Genomic DNA, 19,277 nt, shown 5'->3' with positions numbered 1-19,277 from the left:
AAGGCGCACAGCGAGTCCCCCGAGTCGAACGGTCCGGGGCTTTCTGGCTCTCAAGAACGGTTGATAGGACGGGTGCGGGCAACACCAAACCAACGCTCGTTTTACCCATCGGTACGACCACGACCCATGGACGAACAGACCGCCCTGGGGCTCATCGGCGACCGGCTGGCGGCCGCCGGTGACGACTGTGCGGTCGTCGACGGGCAGGTCATCACGACGGATATGCTCCACGAGCGGACGGACTTCCCGGCGGGGACGACCCGGTACACCGCCGGCTGGCGGGCCGTCGGCGCGTCGCTGTCGGACGTAGCGGCGATGGGGGCCACAGCCACGGCGGCGGTCGCAGTGTACGCGGCCCCCGAGTTCGACGGGACCGAGCTGGGGGCCTTCCTCGACGGCGCGACGGCAGTCTGTGACGCGGTCGGGGCGGAGTACGTCGGTGGGGACCTCGACGGCCACGACGAGTTCACCGTCGCGACGACCGCGCTGGGCGAGACCGACGACCCGGTCCGGCGCTCGGGTGCTGAACCAGGTGACGCGCTCTGTGTGACCGGCTCGCTGGGTCGGACGGCGGCGGCGATTCGCCTGTTCGACCGGGGCGATATCGAGGCGGCCAACGAGCTGTTCCGGTTCACGCCACGGGTGGCCGCGGGCCGGGCGCTTTCCCCCTACGCCTCGGCGATGCTCGACTCCAGTGACGGGCTGGCCCGGTCGGTCCACCAGCTCGTCGGTGCCAGCGACTGCGGCGCGGCCCTGACCGGGCCACTGCCCATCGACGAGCGGGTCGACGAGGTGGCCGAGGACGATGCGGACCGGCGGGAACTGGGCGTCTTCTTCGGCGAGGATTTCGAGCTGGTCTGTGCAATCCCCGAGGCAGAACTGGGGCCGGCCCGGGACGTGACGCACTGTCGGCTCCACCGGGTCGGGACAGTCACCGAGTCGGGCGTCACCCACGACGGCGACCCGTTGCCCGACCGCGGCTACTCGCACTGACGGTGTTCACCCGTCGACGAGCGCAAGCGCCACCAGTTCGACGGCCCTATCTGCGGCACGTTCGCGTTCCTCGTGGGTCAGCCCCGCAAGCGAGTTCTCGGCCGACCGACCTGGTTCGGAGGGCATATACTGTCAGGACAGAGGACACACGGCCACGTATAAACGGACGATAGTTCGGCTCGATTTACACGATTCGTGCGATTTCAGCCGCTGCGGGCGCGAACTCCGATTATCGACCGTTGAGTAAAACCAGCTTACACCGTCGATTTGGACAGTTGCGAGTCAGGCGGCGACTATCTCGAAGGGAATCGGGGTGAAACAGGCCAGGCCGAGTCCGAAGGTCAGGACGCCCAGCACCGCCCGCCGGCTGTCGAGGGGGTCATCGACGGTCGGTCGTGCGGGACCGGCGTAGGCCATCCCCGCCGCGAGTAGCCCCCAGAAGACCCACAGCGTCCAGACGCCGTAGCCGATGGGCGGGGCGTCCTGTGTGAGATAGAGGAAGCCCGCCAGCGCGAACAGGCCGCCGGGGACCGCCGCGGCGACGGTCTCCTGACGCTGGCCGACGATGGCGCGGACGATGTGGCCCCCGTCTAGCTGCCCGACCGGCAGGAGGTTCAGGAAGGTAAAGAACATCCCCGCCCAGCCGGCGAAGACGACGGGATGGACCGCCTCCGTCGGCCCCACCGTGGTCCCGACACCGAGAGTCCTGACGAACGCCTCGATTGCCTGCATCAGTAGCGGGTCGTGGAAGTTGATGGCGTACTCGGCCCCGCCCGACCGGACGCGCTCGGGGACCGTTATCGGGTCGAGCGTGAAGCCGACGACAGTGACGACGACTGTCGCGACCAGACCGGCGAGCGGTCCCGCGACGCCGATGTCGAAGAGGGCCCTGCGCGAGGGGATGCGCCCGCGGATGTTGATGACGGCACCCATCGTCCCCAGCAGCGAGGGGAAGGGGATGAAGTAGGGCAGCGTCACGTCGACGCCGTGGTAGCGGGCGGCGGCGTAGTGGCCCAGCTCGTGGATACCCAGCACGCCCAGCATCGCGACGACGAAGGGCCAGGCCTGGAGCAGGCGCAGTGGTTGCTCCGTGACCGGGATGTAATACCAGCTACTCGCGCCGACAAACAGCGTCGACGCGATAGTCGCGAGCAGCAAGACGACGTTGAGCCACGGTATCCCGCTGCTGGCCTGGGGTTCGGCCACCAGTGCGTACTGCTCGGTCGCCGGGGTTCCGAACCCGTCGCCGACCGGCTGAACGGGTGGTTCAGAACCCGGCTGGACGGGCGACTGCGGGGCCGGCTGTCGTTCCAGCGACAGCGAGTAGCCCGACTGGGCAAACTGCGGCCGGAGCGTCTCGACGACGGCGTCGGGTCGGACCAGCGGCTCGCCGAAGTACCGGACGGTGCCGTCACTCCGGTCGACGGCTGCCACGTGGAACACACCTGCGAGTTCGTCGGGGGACGGCGCCTCGTCGCCGTGACCACTCATCGGCTACGGATAGACAGCGAGGACATTAATACTCGGTGCTCCGACTGAACGGAGCGGTAGAGGGGGACCAGGGTGGTGTGAACGTCGCTACGCGGGCTCGATACGCCAGGTGGTCGCGCTCGTGTACGACCATTTCTCGACGTTGATCTCCGTCGCGCTATCTTTGAGTTTGACCATCAGCGCACCGATCTCTTTGGGGGAGAGTCCGACTTCGTCGGCGATGAACTTGCTCTTGAAGTACATCTCACCGTCGGCCGCCTTCTCTGCCAGGAACGACTTGAGTCGCTGTTCTTTCGAGGGTTCTTCCTCACCGGAGGGCTGCGTAGTAGCGCTCATCTGTGTCACCTCGTTTCTCTCGTGGTTCGGCAAGAGTATATAAAGGAAGGAAGGTTCGCGTCGCTTCGGGGACTTTCAGGTCAAATCAGCCTAAATAGTACTTTTTACGACTGTTTCTAGACCCACGAGACGTTTTATACGACTCTTTAAAGCCGTCGTTTGGTGTTTCAGGCAGTCGCGCTTTCGGGGGTGTAAAACGGTGATAGGTGCCGGTTTCCCGGCCATTTAGCAGCTAATATTGCCTCATGGGCGTCAGACGCCCGGCAGCCGTTCGGGCGTCCAGGGTTAACAACGCTTAAGCGCCTTTCGCGGTTACGCCGGGCCAATGAAAGTCGTCGTCAACGTCGGTGGGAGCGTTCTCGCCCCCGACCTCGAACCGGACCGGGTAGCCGACTACGCGGCCGCCATCCAGTCGCTCGACACGGCGGGTCACACTCTGGGGGCGGTCGTCGGTGGCGGCCCCACGGCCCGCGATTACATCACCACCGCCCGGGAACTGGGCGCAAACGAGATAGAGCTCGACCAGCTGGGTATCGCCGTCACCCGGCTGAACGGTCGCCTGCTCATCGCCGCTCTCGACGACCGCGCCGCGCCGACGCCCGCGGAGAGCTACGAGAGTGGCCGCGAAGCCATCCGTCGCGGGGATATCCCCGTCCTGGGTGGTATCGTCGCCGCACAGACCACCGACGCCGTCGCCGCCGCCTTCGCCGAGTACATCGACGCCGACCTGCTCGTGTACGCGACCTCCGTCGACGGCGTCTACGACACCGACCCCAACAGCGACGGCGAGGCGACCCGGTTCGACGAGCTGACCGCCGGCGAACTGGTCGACGTCATCGCCGACATGGAGATGAACGCCGGCAGTTCGGCGCCGGTGGACCTGCTGGCAGCCAAGGTGATACAGCGCTCGGGGATTCGGACCATCGTGCTGGACGGCACCGACCCCCAGCGCGTCGTCGACGCGGTCACCGAGGACGACTTCGCGGGCACGGAAATCCTCCCGGAGGCATAGATGGCCGAGGACCCCTACGAGGTCGGCCGCGGCAGCGACCGGGCGTTCTGGGCCGAGTCGGTCGCCGACGCCATCGAGGCCCGGAACCCCGACGAACCGATCGTCATCAAGGGCGGCGTCTCGCCCTCCGGTGTGCCACACATCGGCCACTTCAACGAGATAATGCGGGGCTACTACGTCGCGGAGGCGCTGCGCGACCGTGGTCACGAGGTCCGCCAGGTGTTCACGGCCGACGACAGGGACCGACTGCGGGCGGTCCCGCGACAGCTCGCCGACCTGGAGTGGAACATCGTGGGGCTGGGCGAGGTAAACGCCGGCGCGCTCGGCCGCAACCTCGGGAAACCCTACACCGACATTCCGGACCCCTTCGACTGCGACTGTGGCTCCTACGGGGCTCACTTCACGAACCTGCTGAAAAAGAGCGCCGAGCTGGTGGGTGTCGACGTCGACTTTGTCTCGAACACCGAGCTCTACGCCGACGGGGAGTTCGAGGCCGTCACCCGGCGAGTGCTGGAGCGGGCCGACCGCGCCCGCGAGGTGCTCGCACAGTACCAGAACAAGGTCGACGACGACTACGTCCCCTTCCTCCCCCAGTGTGCCGACTGTGGGAAACTCACCGAGGGCGTCACGGAGGTCGACCTCGATTCGGGCGAGGTCCACTACGTCTGTGAAGACGTCGAGGCCGGCGACCAGACCATCGAGGGGTGTGGCCACGAGGGTGTCGCCACGCTTCGCGAGGGCAAGCTCCCCTGGCGCTTCGAGTGGCCCGGGCAGTGGGAGCTTCTCGGCGTCGACTTCGAGCCCTTTGGCAAGGACCACGCCGAGGGCTCCTGGCCCTCCGGCGAAGACGTCGCGGAGAACGTGCTGGACATCCAGCCCCCGGTGCCGATGGTGTACGAGTGGTTCACGCTGGAGGGCGAGCCCCTCTCCTCCTCGTCGGGTAACGTCGTCACCGTCGACGAGGTCCTGGAGATTCTCGAACCCGAAGTGCTGCGGTACTTCTTCGTGAAGAACCCCCGCAAGCAGCGGGATTTCTCCGTCGAGAACGTCGACCGGCTCGTCGACGAGTTCGACCGCTTCGAGGGGATATACTTCGGCGACGTCGAGCCCCGCGACGAGGCCGAGCGCGAACTCGCCGAGCGAGCCTACCCCATGGTCGTCGACGACGTGCGCGAGGAGCGTGTGCGCATCCCCTACACCTTCGCCGCCGTGCTCGGGATGACCGAGGACCCCGACGTCCGCGAGCAGATTGCCCGGAAAGAAGGTCACGTCCCCGACGACGCACCCGAGTGGGCCGTCGAGGATGCACTGGCCCGCGTCGAACGCGCCCAGCGCTGGGCCCGCCGGACCGGCAACGAGTTCGACTACGAACTCAAGCGCGCCGAGATGCCCGCCGTCGACTTTGCCCCCGAGATAGAAACGGCCCTTGACGAGCTGGCCGACTACGTCGCCGAGGGACACGACGGCGAGGCGATACAGAGCGAGATATACGAGACCGCGAAACGCCACGATATCGAGATGTCGGACTTCTTCGCCGCGGGCTACCGGCTGCTGTTCGACGACACCGAGGGGCCACAGCTCGGGACCTTCATGGGGAAACTCGACCGGGACTTTGTCGTGAAGCGGCTGCGGCGCGAGGCCTGACTTCCGCCACCGTCTCCCGTACTGGCCACCAGCGTTGGTGGCCCCTACCGCCGTCTTCGCCGCCTGAGAGTCCGCTAGGAAAATTCTAGTCGACCGTTTCATGATACTTGGTCACAAGTAACAAAGTCTCGCGAGGTCGAACCACCAGATGCACCTTCTGCCAGACGGGTCGGTGATGGGGTACCACTCGGGGGTGCACGAGGGGGAACACGCAGATGCCAACACAGACCAGCGACCCGGACAGTGAACCGATTCTCGACCGTCCCGTACTGCGACGGCCCCTACTGAAAGCGCTCGGCGGCGGTGTGGCGCTCTCGCTCGGTGGTGGTGCCGTCGTCGCCGGACAGGAGACAGAGACCACCGACGGAATCGACAGCTACTACGGCTACCCGGTTCCGGACCCCGAAGCGATTCCGACCGACCTCGAACCCGACCACGAGGTCACGCTCCACGCTGACCTGCCCGAGGACCTGGCCGACCCGGAGCGGCCGCCGTACTTCCACTACGAGCCGAGCGGCCTCGCCGTCGAACCGGGCGACGTCGTCCAGTTCACGGCCGTCACGCCCGACCACTCGGTCACGGCCTACCACCCCGAGATGGGGTTCCAGCAGCGCGTTCCGGACGACGTGGCGCCGTTCTCCTCGCCGGTCCTCAGCGCCGGTGCGGCGTGGCTCTACGAGTTCGACGAGCCCGGAGTCTACGACGTCTACTGTGGCCCACACCACGTGCTGGGGATGGTGATGCGACTCGTCGTCGGCGACGTCGAAGCCGACTACGTCGACACCTTCGAGGGCCGCGAACCGACCGACGACCAGCCGCCGTTGTTTGCCCCGTTCAGCCAGGCCTTCCTCGAACAGGAGCTCAACGCACTGAGCGACGAAAACGAGGAGTGTGAGTGGCCGTGGGTGACGCCGGTCGAGGTCCTCAGCGCGCCCGCGCTCGACCCGGAGAACGTTCAGGAGGTAGAGACCGTCCCGTTCGAGGACGTGCTCGAGGACCTGGAGCGGTTTGACCCCATAGAGACGGAATCGGAGACGGAAACAGAGACTGAAACCGAAGCAGAGGGCTGACCGGCCCACTCGAACGCCGCGATTGAGGTGGCCGGCACGTTCAAACCAAACCCTCTTGCTTTGCTGGCCCAATCTTCGAGTGAATGGTGGGCACGCTGACGTGGGTCCTGGTCGGACTCGCCGCGTACACGCTGGCGGCGATGGCGCTCAAATCCCGTGGTGTATTACCGGAGTACGTCAGCGTCAGCGGCCCGCTAGCGACGCTTCACACCCAGCGAGGAAAGCAGATACTGACGTGGTTGGCTCGACCGAAACGGTTCTGGCGCGCGTGGGGGAACCTGGGAGTCGGTGCCGCCCTCGTCGTGATGGTCGGCTCGTTCCTCCTGGTCGCCTTCAGCGCGTATCAGGCGGTGGTCAACCCCCAGCCCTCGGCGCTGAACGAGCCACGGAACGCGCTGGCGATTCCGGGCGTCAACGACTTCCTGCCGCTGTCGGTCGCGCCCGAAATCGTCTTCGGCCTGCTGCTGGCGCTGGTCGTCCACGAGGGGGGCCACGGGCTGTTCTGTCGGGTCGAGGACATCGACATCAAGTCGATGGGGCTGGCGCTACTGTCGGTTATCCCCATCGGGGCCTTCGTCGAACCCGACGAGACGGAGCTGTTGAAGTCCAATCGCGGCGCGCAGGTGCGGATGTACGCGGCGGGCGTGACCAACAACTTCGCGCTGTCTTTTCTCGCGCTCCTCCTGCTGTTCGGGCCGATTGCGGGCTCTATCGCCGTCGTCGACGGCTACCACGTCGGCGGGACCGTCGAGGAGACGCCGGCGGCCGAGGCCGGCATCGAATCGGGTGACGTGATAACTGGTATCAACGGTCAGGCTGTCCAGCGTCCGGAGGACCTGGAGTCGGCGCTCGCGGCGACCAACGAGACGCGCGTGACGGTGAACTTCCGAGATAAGGAGCCGGTGACGGTCCAGCGGTCGGCTGTCGTCAGCAGCGCCATCCAGAGTGCACCCCTGGAAAGCGGTGACACCATCGTCAGCGTCAACGGGACGAACGTCTCGACTGGCGAGCAGTTCGTCGACGCCGCGCGAGAAAATCCCGTCGCAGTGCTTCGAACCGAAGACGGTCGCACCGTACAGATTCCGACCGGGAGCTACGCGCTGGTCAGCGCCGACGGACCGCTCGCCGAGGCCGGTGCGCCCCCAGAAACCGGCATCGTCATCACGGAGATAAACGGCGAGCGGACCGTGAACACGGTCGCACTCAGTGACGTGCTTGACAATCGGTCTGCCGGCGAATCACTCACCGTCACCGCCTACGTCGACGGTGAGCGACGCACCTACAACGTCACCGCCGGCGACGACGGCGACGGCGGTGCACTGCTCGGTGTCGCCCTCGAACGGGGGGTCTCGGGTATCGAGGTCAACGACTTCGGCCTCGACCAGTACCCGGCTGGGACGTTCCTGAACGCTATCGGTGGGGACCCGGGAACTGGCGCCGAGTCGGCCGACACCGGCTTCTTCCGCCAGGTTTACTTCGCGTTCATCCTCCCGGTCATCGGTCAGGCCCCGGGCGGTGGCATCGGGTACAACTTCCCCGGCTTCACCGGCTTCTGGGCGGACTTCTACACCGTCGAGGGGCCCCTCTCCGTCCTCGGGGACTCGACCGTCTTCCTGCTCGCGAACGTCCTGTTCTGGACCGGCTGGATAAACATCGTCATCGGCCAGTTCAACCTCATCCCTACCTTCCCGCTCGACGGCGGCCACATCCTCCGGGCCTCGACCGAATCCGTCGTCTCCCGGTTGCCGGTGCCCGGTCGGCGGAGCCTCACGACGGCGGTGACACTGGCCGTGACGGCGTCGATGATAGGCGGCCTGTTCGTGATGCTGTTCGGGCCCCGTTTCTTCGCATAGGGCCCGGCGTTTCGTTACCCATTTACTCCCCGCGGTGAGAGAGGGGCGTATGTTCAGACAGCTCCGCTCCGAGGCCGAAGACGCGCTCCGTTCGGCGTTGACGGCCCTGGACCTCCCGACCGAGGACCTCGGTATCGAGGAGCCCCCGGAGGACGTCGAGGCCGTGCTCGCTTCGAGCGCCGCGTTCCGGCTGGCCGGTGAAATGGGTGCGCCGCCGCCGAAGGTCGCCGCCGACATCGCCGACGCCATCGACGCCGACGACCTCGACTACGTCAGCGCGGTGACCACGCAGGGCCCCTACGTGAACTTCCTGCCCGGTGACGCGTACTTCGCCCAGACGCTGGGGGCGGCCACGGACGGCAACTACGGGCGACTGCCCGACCGCGACACCAGCGTCGTCGTCGAACACACCTCGGCGAACCCGACCGGGCCCGTCCACGTCGGCCGGGCGCGCAATCCGATAATCGGCGACGCCGTCGCTCGCGTGCTCGACTACGCCGGCTACGACGTCGACCGCCACTACTACGTCAACGACGCGGGCCGCCAGATTGCGGTGTTCACCTGGGCCTACGAGACCTTCGACGAGTCCGACCTGCCCGAACCCGAGCGTGACTCCCCGGAGTACGAGATGGTCCGCTACTACCGGAGAGGGAACTCGTTCCTCGAAGACGGCGAGGAGAGCGAGGTCGAAGCGGCCGAACAGGAGGTCCAGGCCATCCTGCAGGGGCTCGAAGACGGCGACGAAGACACCTACGAGCGCGTGGCCGAGGTCGTCGACACCGTACTGGGCGGGATGCAGACCACACTCGAACGCCTCCCCGCCGAGTTCGACGAGTTCGTCAAGGAGACCCGGTTCATGCACAATGGGGACACCGACGCGCTTGTCGACCGGCTCCAAGAACTGGACTGTGCCGTCTACGACGAGGACGCCTGGCAACTCGACCTGCCCGAGTTCGAGAAGAACCTCGTCTTCCTGCGCTCGGACGGCACCTCCCTCTACACGACGCGTGACCTGGCCCACCACGAGTGGAAGTTCGACAACTACGACCGCGCGGTCACCGTGCTGGGCGAGGACCACCATCTCCAGGCCGACCAGCTCGCCGCCGCGCTCGACCTGCTGGGCAACGATACAGACCAGCTCCAGCAGGTCTTTTACTCCTGGGTCAACCTCCCCGAGGGCGGCATGAGCACCCGCGAGGGCACCGGTATCGACCTCGACGACCTGCTGGACGAGGCCATCGCCCGCGCACGAGAGGAAGTCGAGCGCCGACTGGACGACCGCACGCGTGGGGACCTGGACGCCGAGGACATCGAGCGCATCGCCCACCAGGTCGGCGTCGGCGCGGTGCGATACGACATCGTCTCGAAACAGCCCACCAAGGGCATCACCTTCGAGTGGGAGCGCGCACTCGACTTCGAGGCCCAATCGGCCCCATACGTCCAGTACGTCCATGCCCGGTGCTGTGGTATCACGGAAGACGCCGGCGAGATTCCCGAGGACCCGGATTTCGACCAGCTCGGCGAACCGGAAGAACTGGATCTCCTGCGCGTGCTCGCGCGGTTCCCGGCCGTTATCGAGGAGGCCGCCGACGACCTCCAGCCCCACACGGTCGCAACCTACACGCGCACCGTCGCCGAGACGTTCAACGCCTTCTACCGCGAGTGCCCCGTTCTCGATGCGGACGAAGAGACGCGTGCGGCCCGACTCGCACTCGTCGCCGGCACCCGTCACACCGTGGCGAACGCGCTGGACGCTATCGGTGTCGAAGCGCCGACCTCGATGTGAGCTCACAGCAGTAACTGATTGTATTCGCCGGCGGACCGCAGTGACTTACAGCCAGTCGGCCCTTTCTGGCTGTAATTGAGCCCAGCTGTAGTAATACACAAACCGCCGGTGCGAGAGTAGACTCCAGAAGAAACGACGGGATTACCTAGTTGAACAGCCCGAAGACGCCGCCGGAGCTCTCCTCGTCGGCGTCCTCGTCGTCGGCTGCCGCCTCCGCCTCGTCGAGGAACCAGGCGTCGTCGACGATGGTGTCGAGGTCGGCCGCGGCGGTGTCGCCCTTGAAGAACACGCCCTCCAGCGCGTCGGTCAGGCGGAGATAGGCGTCCGCGGCGGGGCTGTCGGGCTCGTTGCGGACCAGGGGCTCCTCGTGGGTCGCCTGCGGGTCGTCGGGGATGACCGCAAGCAGCGGGAACTCGAAGCGCTCGTTGATGTCGGCGACGTCCGTGTGACGGGTGACGCGGGTGATGAGCCCGCCGATGACGTTGCCGTCGATGCGGTCGGCGAGCTGGGCGGTCTTGACCGTGTCGCCGACGGCGACCTCGTCGGGGGTGGTGACGAGGACGATGCCGTCCGCGAGCCCCAGCGGGACCGCGACCTCGTGGCTCAGCCCGGCGCCCGTGTCGATGATGACGACGTCGTAGGCGGCCCGGAGCGTCTTGATGACCTTGCGGAGCTTCGCCGGGTCGGCGTCGGCGAAGGCGTCCAGCGACTGCTCGCCGGCGATGACGGTCAGCCCGCCGGGAGCGTCGGTCAGCGCCTCGCTGACGGCCGCGTCGCCGGCCAGAATCTCGTGGACGCTCTTCTCGGGTTCGACCGCCAGCATCGAACCCAGATTGGCCATCCCGAGGTCGGCATCGACCACCGCGACGTCGTAGCCGAGTTCCTGCAGTCCCGCGCCGACGTTGACAGCAGTCGTGGTCTTGCCGACCCCGCCTTTCCCGCCTGCGATGGTACAAACATACCCCGCCATAATCTGTTGTCTGTGTTCTATAGGGGCAGTCATATAAACCCGGCTGTCCGTCAGCCGTCATGACAGTCCGCTAATACCCGGAATTCGTTCGCGTGGCCGGAATCCCAGCGGGGCCATACGCAGTATCGGCCTGAAACAGCATGGAGAGCGGCGGGCGTGGCACGGCGCCTGCGTGGCGCCACGCAGGATGGCCCAGGCAGCGCCGTAGCCGTCGATACCACAGCATTTCGGTGTCGTCACGAACGCCGTGGTCGGTCTGTGGGAGCGAGTGTCGTACGATAACTACTCTGTCAACAGGTTCTTACGCAACCTCACCGAAATCAACACAATGAGTGAGCAGGAACAGGAGCAATCTGACAAACAGAAGTACGAGTTCAAGAAGGTCATCGAGGAACTCAAGGGATACGAGGGGTCAGGCACCCAGCTCGTCTCTATCTACGTGCCCGAGGACAAACTCCTCAGCGACGTCGTCGCCCACGTCACACAGGAGCACTCCGAAGCCTCGAACATCAAATCGAAGGCCACCCGGACTGCGGTCCAGGACGCGCTGACGTCGCTCAAGGACCGGCTGCGCTACTACGACCACTACCCGCCCGAAAACGGGATGGTGCTGTTTTCCGGGGCCATCGACAGCGGCGGCGGCCGGACCAACATGGTCACCAAAGTGCTGGAATCGCCGCCCGACCCCATCGAGTCGTTCCGCTACCACTGTGACTCGGCCTTTCTCACCGAGCCACTGGAGAATATGCTGGCCGACAAGGGACTCTTTGGCCTCGTCGTGCTGGACCGGCGCGAGGCCAACGTCGGCTGGCTGAAGGGCAAACGGGTCGAGCCCGTCAAGTCCGCCTCCTCGCTGGTGCCGGGCAAGCAGCGCAAAGGTGGTCAGTCCGCCCAGCGTTTCGCCCGCCTGCGCCTGGAGGCCATCGACAACTTCTACCAGGAGGTCGCCGGCATGGCCAACGACCTGATGGTCCCGGACCGCCACGAGATGGACGGCGTCCTCGTGGGCGGCCCCTCACCGACCAAAGACGAGTTCCTCGACGGCGACTACCTCCACCACGAGCTCCAGGACATGGTGCTGGGGAAGTTCGACATCGCCTACACCGACGAGTCCGGGCTGTACGACATCGTCGACGCCGCGGAGGACGTCCTCGAAGAACACGAGATGCTCCAGGACAAGCAGGTCATGGAGGAGTTCTTCAAGCAGCTCCACGACGGGGACAAGGCCACCTACGGCTTCGACCAGACCCGCCAGAACCTGAACATGGGCGCCGTAGAGGAGCTGCTCATCTCCGAGGACCTCCGGAAGGACGTCGTCGCCTACACCTGCGAGAACGGCCACGACGAGTACGAGCTCGTCGACAGCTCGAAGACGACACCCGACCACGACTGTACCCGCTGTGGCGCCTCGGTCGACGCCGAGGACGGCGAACGCGAGGACGCCATCGACCACCTGATGCAGCTGGCCGACCAGCGCGGGACCGAGACGGTCTTTATCTCTACGGACTTCGAGAAGGGCGAGCAGCTTCAGACCGCCTTCGGCGGCGTCGCCGGACTGCTACGCTACTCGACCGGCGTCTGATCCATCCAGAATGGGGAATGGGGTGGGGAATGGGGGAGTGGGCAGAGTGTCGGTCCATAAGCGGACACACGCTTCCGTCTGCCGCATTTTGTGCATACGGTGGGATATATAAAATTTCGGTGCCTTACTCGTTAGGATTAACTCAGAGCAGCTGTTCGAGCTGGTGGCGACGACGGCCGAGATCGACGTGTGCGTCGTCACCGTAGCTGTCCGCGAGGCGGTCCACGGCCAGTAATGGGTCCGTCCCGGCCTGTTCGACCCGTTCGAGCAACGCCGTGATCTCCGCGCGGTGCAGCGCCAGCGAGTCGAGCAGGCCGACGAGCAAGAGTAGCGGGACGGCCGCGTCCGAATTCCCGGGGACGGCCTCGTCGAGAACGGTCAGGTCCGGGGATTCGCCGGGGACATCGTCGGCCGGCTCCATCGCCAGACAGGCGCGACAGACCGCTACAGCCGGGGCATTGCCGGGCAGATACTCACGTAGCTCCGCGGGCACCGACACGGCGACAGTCTCGCCGCCACAGGACTGACAGCTCATACGTTCCGCTCACGCCCCAGCCGAAAAGCCCTATCGCCGCCACCCGCGCGGCACATTCATTCAACTAGCAGGCAGTAAATTTATCATCATCATTATTGTTATATGTATAGAGGTGTTCAACCATGGGAAACACACCCACAGGCTCGAACAGCAATGGGACCGACCAGCCCGCCGTCACAGAACAGATTCGGGAGCGGGCGGCTGAACAGCAGACGGACTCCCCCGATGACTGGACGTCCCCGGACGAGCGCCAGCGCAGCCACGCGGCCCGGTACGTCGGGTCGTTCACGAAACTACTGGAACACGACAGCGACACGGGGCTGTTGACCGAGGACGGGGTCGAGGAGTTCGAACGGCTCGAACGGGCAATCCGCGAGAACGACGGCGACGCGCTGGACGCGGTGACTCGCGCGAACGAGACCGATGGGCGACGGTGGATCAGTCCGCGGTCGGCAAACGCCGGGTCTATGAAAGGAGTCCATCCCTCACTCGCCGGTGACCGAACGGCGGTGGACCTCGAATCAGCGAAGGAAGACGGCATCCGCGAGGAGTACGGCGCCGTCGAGATGACCGAACCCCACCCTGTCGACAGCCCCGAAGCAGCGGCGGAACTGCTGGAGGCGTACCTGTTCGCCGTCTGCCGGGACGTCGAGTTCGACGACTACGGGACCGGCGAGCGGACCGACGACACGGCCGCCTTCGACAGCATCGACAGTCACGACTCCATCACCCGATGGGCGGCCGACAAGCTGAACGCGGTCCTCCAGCGCGTCGCCGACCGCCGGGACGAGAACCTCCAGTCGGTCGCCGAGGAGTTAGAGATTCCCACGGCGGCGACAGGTGGCGTCACCCCCGAGACGCTGTTTCGGGGCTACAGCCGGCCCGATACACCGGACCGACCCGACGATCTGACCGGGCAGTTCCACTCGCAGTTCGTCCTCCAGCAGCTGTATCCGCTGTTCCCGTCGGGGTGTGCGCCCTACGTCGCCGGGCTCACCGGTGTCACCGAACTGGACCTCGACGCACTCGCCGTCGAACGCCACGTCCCGATAGCCAACCGCCGGGAGTTCGGCGTCACGTTCGACCAGTTCGTCGCCCTCCAGAACGGCGAGATTCCCGAGACGTACCGCGAGGAGGACTTCGAGTCCGACACGGGTCGCTACCCCATCACCGGCCGGGACCTGGGTACCCACGTCCACACCGACGGCCCCTATCAGGAGTACTACCGGGCCGCCACGGTGTTGCTGTTCTGGGATTTCCCGCGGACGACCCAGTCACCCTACACCCCCGACGAGAACGGCCGGCCGACCTCACCCAACGAGGCCGACGGCGTCACCTTCGGCCCGGTCGACCCGTTCTCGCTGGTCGGGGCTGTCTCCTACGAGGCGTTCAAGGCCGCCTGGGCCCAGAAGTGGCGGTCGTTCACGCGGCTCCGCCCGGAGGCGATGGCCGGGCTGGTCGACCTCGAACAGCGACAGGACGCCTCGCCGCTCGACGAGCAGGTCGTCGACGACCTCGTCGAGAGCGACCCCGCCAGCGCGATTCTGGACGTCGTCGCCGAGTTCAACGGTCGCCAGCGCGACCAGCGGTTCGTCGACGACGACGCCGAGGCCGAGACGTATCTGCTCGGCCAGATGTACCCAGAGGGGTCGCCGACCCACCCGTCCTACCCCTCCGGCCACGCCACGATGGCCGGTGCCGGCGTGACGGTGCTGAAGGCGCTGTTCGACGACACGGCCGACATCACCACGACCGGGATGCGCCCGGTAGGTATCGACCCGGACGACCCGACCGAACACGTCTTTATCGACCGGGGTGACCACGCGGACGACGCCGTCAGCGAGATGACCGTCGGCTCGGAGCTCGACAAACTGGCCTCGAACATCGCCCACGCCCGGATGTTCGGCGGCGTCCACTTCCGCTCGGACGGTGAACGGGGCATCCGTCTGGGCGAACAGGTGGCGATACGCTTCCTGCAGGACCACCTGCGGAGCTACCCGGAGACGGAGTTTGGCGAGTGCTTCGAGTTCACGAGTCGGAACGGGACGCGGATACGAGTGACACCCGACAGCGTCGAGCGGGCGCCGGATAGCGGATAGAGAGATTCAGTCGTCTGCCGTGAGCCGTTCCGCTTCCTCTTTCTCGGCTTCCTCGGCCGCAAGCGCGTCTTCCTCTTCTTCCTTCTTGGCCTTGATCTTCTTCATGCGGAAGATCTCTTCGCGCTCTTGCTCTTCGAGCTTCTGCTCGATGTACTCCTTGTTGTCGTGGAGGTCGGGCAGGAGCTTGAACTCCAGGGCGTTGACGCGCCGCTTTGTCGTCTCGATCTCCTCGAGCATCTTCTTCATCGCCGTCTCGACCTCGGCGGCGAGGATGATGTTCTCGATGAGTTCCTCGTAGGCGTCGGCGGCCTCGTCGATACGGGCGGAGGTTCCCATCACGCCGTAGCCACGCTCGTCCAGTGACTTCTTGACGCCCGTCGAGTCGATCTGGGGGACGACGACGCCCATGATGTTCTTCGACTGGGTCGTCAGTTCGGGGTGTTCCTTGAGTGCGGCCGCGGCACCACGGACCGCCACGTCCCCATCCATCGCCCTGGCCATGTTGATCGCGTCCTGAGCACGGTCGTAGGAGTCGTCGAGGTCCTCACGGACGTCCTGTGCCTGGTCGAGGATATCCATGAACTCCATGATGAGGCCGTCACGCTTCTTCTCCAGCGTATCGTGCCCGCGCTCGGAGAGCTCGATGCGGTCCTCTATCTGCATCAAGTTCTTCCGAGTGGGTTTGACGTCCTTCGCCATTACAGGGCCGTTTCGGGCGTAGCCAGTTAACCGTTTTCAGTCGTCTCTGACGGGTTCGCGCTCGAAAAAATCCGCGTCGTCAGTCGAACCCACGCCGTCCGTGGGTCATGGCGCCAGTTGCGCTAGTCGTCTGCGGGCGACGCACCCGTCGTCTGGCTCTGCGCGGCGCCGTCGAGGACGCTGTGACTGCGCAGGAGGATGAACCCGAAGCCGACCTTCGCGACCAGGTCGATGACCATGAAGCCGGCCGTCTCCGTGAAGATGCCGACCAGGGCGAGCCCCTCGGTGCCGATGAGCCACCAGACGGGGTAGACCAGCCAGACGACGGCCACGAGGTTCCGCAGCGTGCGGAAGGTCCCCTGGGTGTCGCTTGGCAGGTCGGTCACCCGGCTCGACAGCGAGCTGAACAGGAAGTACAGCAACACCAGCAGGAACGCGGTGCTAATTCCCCACCAGATGAGTCGTTCGGCGCCCGCCGCCAGCACGCCGCTACCGGCCGACAGCGTCGCGACGACGCCGGTACCGATCATCAGCACGTCGAGGCTGACGAGCGTGGAGATTGTGTTGCGGTCCGCCCCGGCAAGCAGGGCGAGGTCGTACAACAGCAACGGCGTGGTGAACAGCCAGTCAGTGTACCGGGCCCAGTAGATGGGCGCCTCCGGGTCGTTGGGCAACTCGATGATGGTCAGCCCGAACCCGAGCGCCATCGCCAGGTAGTTCACGAACGCGATTGCTGTTATCAGTATCGTCGCGATGTAGAACTTCTGGCGACGGTCGTCCGTCTCGCCCCAGCCTCGGCCGATGAAGTATAGCATGCCGAGGAACATGCCTGCTGTACCCAGCCATAGCCATATCTGTTCGCTTCCTGGTTGTGGCATAGTGCAACTGGAATTTGGGTTCCGAAGGTAAAGTTTAGCACACCCAATCAGTTGGGTACGAAGCGGCGAAGGTTGCGGAATGTCGGCGGTTACCGCGGTAGACCGAGCCTAATCCGTCCGTCGCTGTCCCCCGTTCTCGTCGGGCCCCGACACGCCCTGACCTGCCCGGAGCTCGACTCGACGGATGGGCTTCTGTCTCCGCCGGAAAAAGTAGATGGTAGCATCGAGACCGAATGCCGGCCAGACTTGCTGTATAGCTGCCCGCCCGTCGAGATACTGCGCTTCCTGATTCGGTAATATTTTACACTTGCAAAACTGGATTGAACCATGATATTCAAGGACGAACTCGTCAGCCTCCTGCTGGTGGGGTTCGTGGTCCTGAGTGTGGTCCCCCTCGCGAGCGGGGGACCGGCGGTGAACAGCCCACAGCAATCAGTTGCGTCCACCGACGTGCAGGCGGATAGTCCCGAGCCGTCGGACGAGATATACGTCCGTGAGAACGGGAGCGCCGTGCTGGTCTACGGGACGGACGGGGACACCACCGGCGCCTCTGAGCCGGACACCGACGTCGAGTACGGCGCCGATATCAGCACCAACCTGTTTTACTTCCTCGCGAGCGAGCCGGTCGAAGGGGAGACGGACGTGACCGGACAGGCCTCGGTGTTGCTGACGGAGGCGAACATCAGCGGCGACGGCCAGTTCTACTTCGACAGGCCGGACTCCCTGTCGAGTCTCTCCTTCGAGGCGGCAGGCCAGCGGACCACCGAGAACGCCGCGTCGAACCTCAGCCTCGAGATGACCCTCGACGACGAAGCGAGAGCGAGCGGCGACGAGCTGGAGTCCGTGTCGACGAGTGGCAACGTCACGGTCACCGGGTCGCGGTTCACCGCCGACAGCACGTTCGACGCACAGATCGCACCGTTGGCGATGGGCATCGAGCCCGGCGACGCGTCAATCGTACTGACGGAGGACGACGGCGATTACACCGTGGCGGTCGAGCGCAACACCACGCTGTCGGCGTACGAACGCGACGAGTATTCGACCCGCGAACGGGCCCGCGAGACCGTCGAGTCGGAGTTCGGGGGCGTCGCGTCGTCGTTCAACGGGAGCGCCGACGTCACCATCGACCGCTACGAGTTCTCGGAGGCCGACAACGAGAGTGCCGAACTCGACATCGCCTACACTGTCGAGTACACCGGTGTCGAGACAGAGCTGACGGAAACCCTGGCCGAGGAGCTCGTCGAGAGTGAGTCCGTCGAGATGGACCGCCCACGCGCCGAGGAACTCACGAACCGGATGCGGGAGCTCTCGATAGAGCGGATTGCGGCGAGCTACGACGCCGACACCGAATCGGTGTCGGCCGACGTCGCGGTCGACGTCCGAAACTACGACGACATCGTGGTGCCGGCGGCCGAAATCGCGAACGCGACCGACAGCGAGGAGCTCGACCCCGAGACGCAGTCAGCGCTCGACGGCGTTCAGACGCGGCTCCAGGCCGGACAGGCGGCGGAGCTGCGCCGGCATATCTCCTGGAGCGCGGAGATCAGTGAATCGTCCCCGGGAGAGGCGACTGTCACCGCGTCTGCCGACTACACGACCGAGAACTGGGACGACTACGTGGCCGAACTCGACAGTCGTGGCATCGATATGTATAACGTGAGCGCCACCGCCAGCGCCGCCACGACGGAGGACGACCGTGTCGACGTGGCCGGCTCACTGACAGTCGACAACGACGTGTTCACCGAGCTCACCAGCCAGCTGGTGGACACCTCGGCGGCGGACGGAACCGAGCAATCGTTCCTCACGTCGCTCCTGCAGGCAGACCCCGAACGCGGGAAGGTGAACGTCTCGGCGGAGGGCGAGCGCATCACGATGGAGGTCGGTGCGCAGTTCAGAAACATCACCGTGCTCCGTAACGCGCTCGCCGAGGACGGCTCCGTTCCGGCGGGGGTCACGAGCGTCGTCGGCCGCGAGGGGACGACGTACGTGACAGTCGAGGACGCCGTGGCGGCGGACGCCACCGAGAGCGACGTCCGGTCGCTCGCCTACGTCGACGAGGAGACAGCGGTGTATATGCCCGGCGAGTGGGACCGCGAGTTCCCGTCGATGGACACGGAGCGTGCAGCCTCCTTCCTCGGGGCCGACCTCCCGGCGAACAACACCACCGCCACGGGGACGGCGACCGGTAGCTCCGGTCCCGGCTTCGGCGCCACCGCCGCGCTGCTTGCGCTGGCCGGAGTCACGTTGCTTCTCACCCGGCGGTCCTGACCGCGTCGCTCGCGTGCAGGACGGACGAACTATTCGACGTCTCTCCGGGCGACGGGCAGTC

The 19,277-nt window shown here is 65.7% G+C and carries 15 protein-coding genes; 9 read left to right on the top strand and 6 right to left on the bottom strand.

Translation table 11 applies throughout. The features are described 5' to 3' along the window. The first annotated feature begins 126 nt into the window (after positions 1-126). Positions 127-993, top strand: coding sequence for a thiamine-phosphate kinase (gene thiL / locus EGD98_RS13405; RefSeq protein ID WP_220588874.1), 867 nt, complete (start codon positions 127-129; stop codon positions 991-993). A gap of 282 nt (positions 994-1,275) precedes the next feature. Here thiL and EGD98_RS13400 read toward each other — a convergent pair whose 3' ends face one another. Together EGD98_RS13400 and EGD98_RS13395 are read right to left on the bottom strand one after the other, a co-directional pair. Then, positions 1,276-2,484 (bottom strand): site-2 protease family protein, encoded by a 1,209-nt coding sequence (locus tag EGD98_RS13400; RefSeq protein WP_220588873.1) that lies wholly within the window; start codon positions 2,482-2,484, stop codon positions 1,276-1,278. A gap of 87 nt (positions 2,485-2,571) precedes the next feature. Continuing rightward, the gene (locus tag EGD98_RS13395; protein WP_220588872.1) at positions 2,572-2,820 is read right to left on the bottom strand and encodes a DUF7123 family protein; all 249 of its coding nucleotides are present in this window, start codon (positions 2,818-2,820) and stop codon (positions 2,572-2,574) included. 325 nt (positions 2,821-3,145) lie between these two features. Here EGD98_RS13395 and pyrH point away from each other — a divergent pair, with 325 nt between their 5' ends. The 5 genes from pyrH (at position 3,146) to argS (ending at position 10,185) form a co-directional block, all read left to right on the top strand. Continuing rightward, positions 3,146-3,832 carry a UMP kinase gene (gene pyrH / locus EGD98_RS13390; protein WP_220588871.1) on the top strand — a complete coding sequence of 229 codons (687 nt, stop codon included), beginning with the start codon at positions 3,146-3,148 and terminating at the stop codon, positions 3,830-3,832. Further along, positions 3,833-5,476 carry a lysine--tRNA ligase gene (gene lysS / locus EGD98_RS13385; protein ID WP_220588870.1) on the top strand — a complete coding sequence of 548 codons (1,644 nt, stop codon included), beginning with the start codon at positions 3,833-3,835 and terminating at the stop codon, positions 5,474-5,476. Positions 5,477-5,691: 215 nt separating this feature from the next. Next, a complete protein-coding gene (locus EGD98_RS13380) occupies positions 5,692-6,546 on the top strand; it encodes a cupredoxin domain-containing protein (protein WP_220588869.1) in 855 nt (284 codons plus the stop codon). Positions 6,547-6,629: 83 nt separating this feature from the next. Further along, a complete protein-coding gene (locus tag EGD98_RS13375) occupies positions 6,630-8,399 on the top strand; it encodes a site-2 protease family protein (protein WP_220588868.1) in 1,770 nt (589 codons plus the stop codon). Positions 8,400-8,448: 49 nt separating this feature from the next. Continuing rightward, on the top strand, positions 8,449-10,185 hold the full coding sequence (argS, locus tag EGD98_RS13370) for an arginine--tRNA ligase (protein WP_220588867.1): 1,737 nt from the start codon (positions 8,449-8,451) through the stop codon (positions 10,183-10,185). Between the two features lie 145 nt (positions 10,186-10,330). Here the strand turns inward: argS and EGD98_RS13365 are convergent, their stop codons facing one another. Then, positions 10,331-11,155 carry a MinD/ParA family ATP-binding protein gene (locus tag EGD98_RS13365; RefSeq protein WP_220589420.1) on the bottom strand — a complete coding sequence of 275 codons (825 nt, stop codon included), beginning with the start codon at positions 11,153-11,155 and terminating at the stop codon, positions 10,331-10,333. Positions 11,156-11,483: 328 nt separating this feature from the next. Between EGD98_RS13365 and prf1 the strand changes: the two genes are divergently transcribed. Continuing rightward, positions 11,484-12,737 carry a peptide chain release factor aRF-1 gene (prf1, locus tag EGD98_RS13360; RefSeq protein ID WP_220588866.1) on the top strand — a complete coding sequence of 418 codons (1,254 nt, stop codon included), beginning with the start codon at positions 11,484-11,486 and terminating at the stop codon, positions 12,735-12,737. A 142-nt stretch (positions 12,738-12,879) separates the two neighbouring features. Here prf1 and EGD98_RS13355 read toward each other — a convergent pair whose 3' ends face one another. Continuing rightward, positions 12,880-13,272 carry a DUF6276 family protein gene (locus tag EGD98_RS13355; protein ID WP_220588865.1) on the bottom strand — a complete coding sequence of 131 codons (393 nt, stop codon included), beginning with the start codon at positions 13,270-13,272 and terminating at the stop codon, positions 12,880-12,882. Between the two features lie 122 nt (positions 13,273-13,394). Here EGD98_RS13355 and EGD98_RS13350 point away from each other — a divergent pair, with 122 nt between their 5' ends. Beyond that, positions 13,395-15,371, top strand: a complete 1,977-nt coding sequence (locus EGD98_RS13350; RefSeq protein WP_220588864.1) for a vanadium-dependent haloperoxidase — start codon at positions 13,395-13,397, stop codon at positions 15,369-15,371. A gap of 6 nt (positions 15,372-15,377) precedes the next feature. On the opposite strand, the gene EGD98_RS13345 is transcribed toward EGD98_RS13350, so the two are convergent. Both EGD98_RS13345 and EGD98_RS13340 read right to left on the bottom strand, forming a co-directional pair. After that, the gene (locus EGD98_RS13345; RefSeq protein WP_220588863.1) at positions 15,378-16,070 is read right to left on the bottom strand and encodes a V-type ATP synthase subunit D; all 693 of its coding nucleotides are present in this window, start codon (positions 16,068-16,070) and stop codon (positions 15,378-15,380) included. Between the two features lie 122 nt (positions 16,071-16,192). Continuing rightward, positions 16,193-16,948 (bottom strand): bacteriorhodopsin, encoded by a 756-nt coding sequence (locus tag EGD98_RS13340; RefSeq protein ID WP_220588862.1) that lies wholly within the window; start codon positions 16,946-16,948, stop codon positions 16,193-16,195. A gap of 327 nt (positions 16,949-17,275) precedes the next feature. Between EGD98_RS13340 and EGD98_RS13335 the strand changes: the two genes are divergently transcribed. Then, positions 17,276-19,216, top strand: a complete 1,941-nt coding sequence (locus EGD98_RS13335) for a PGF-CTERM sorting domain-containing protein (RefSeq protein WP_220588861.1) — start codon at positions 17,276-17,278, stop codon at positions 19,214-19,216. Positions 19,217-19,277: the final 61 nt, after the last annotated feature.

The organism is Haloarcula salinisoli (genome assembly GCF_019599405.1).
Lineage (GTDB): Archaea > Halobacteriota > Halobacteria > Halobacteriales > Haloarculaceae > Haloarcula > Haloarcula salinisoli.
The sequence above is the reverse complement of the archived record's forward strand: the minus strand, read 5'-3'. Positions and strand labels throughout refer to the sequence as shown.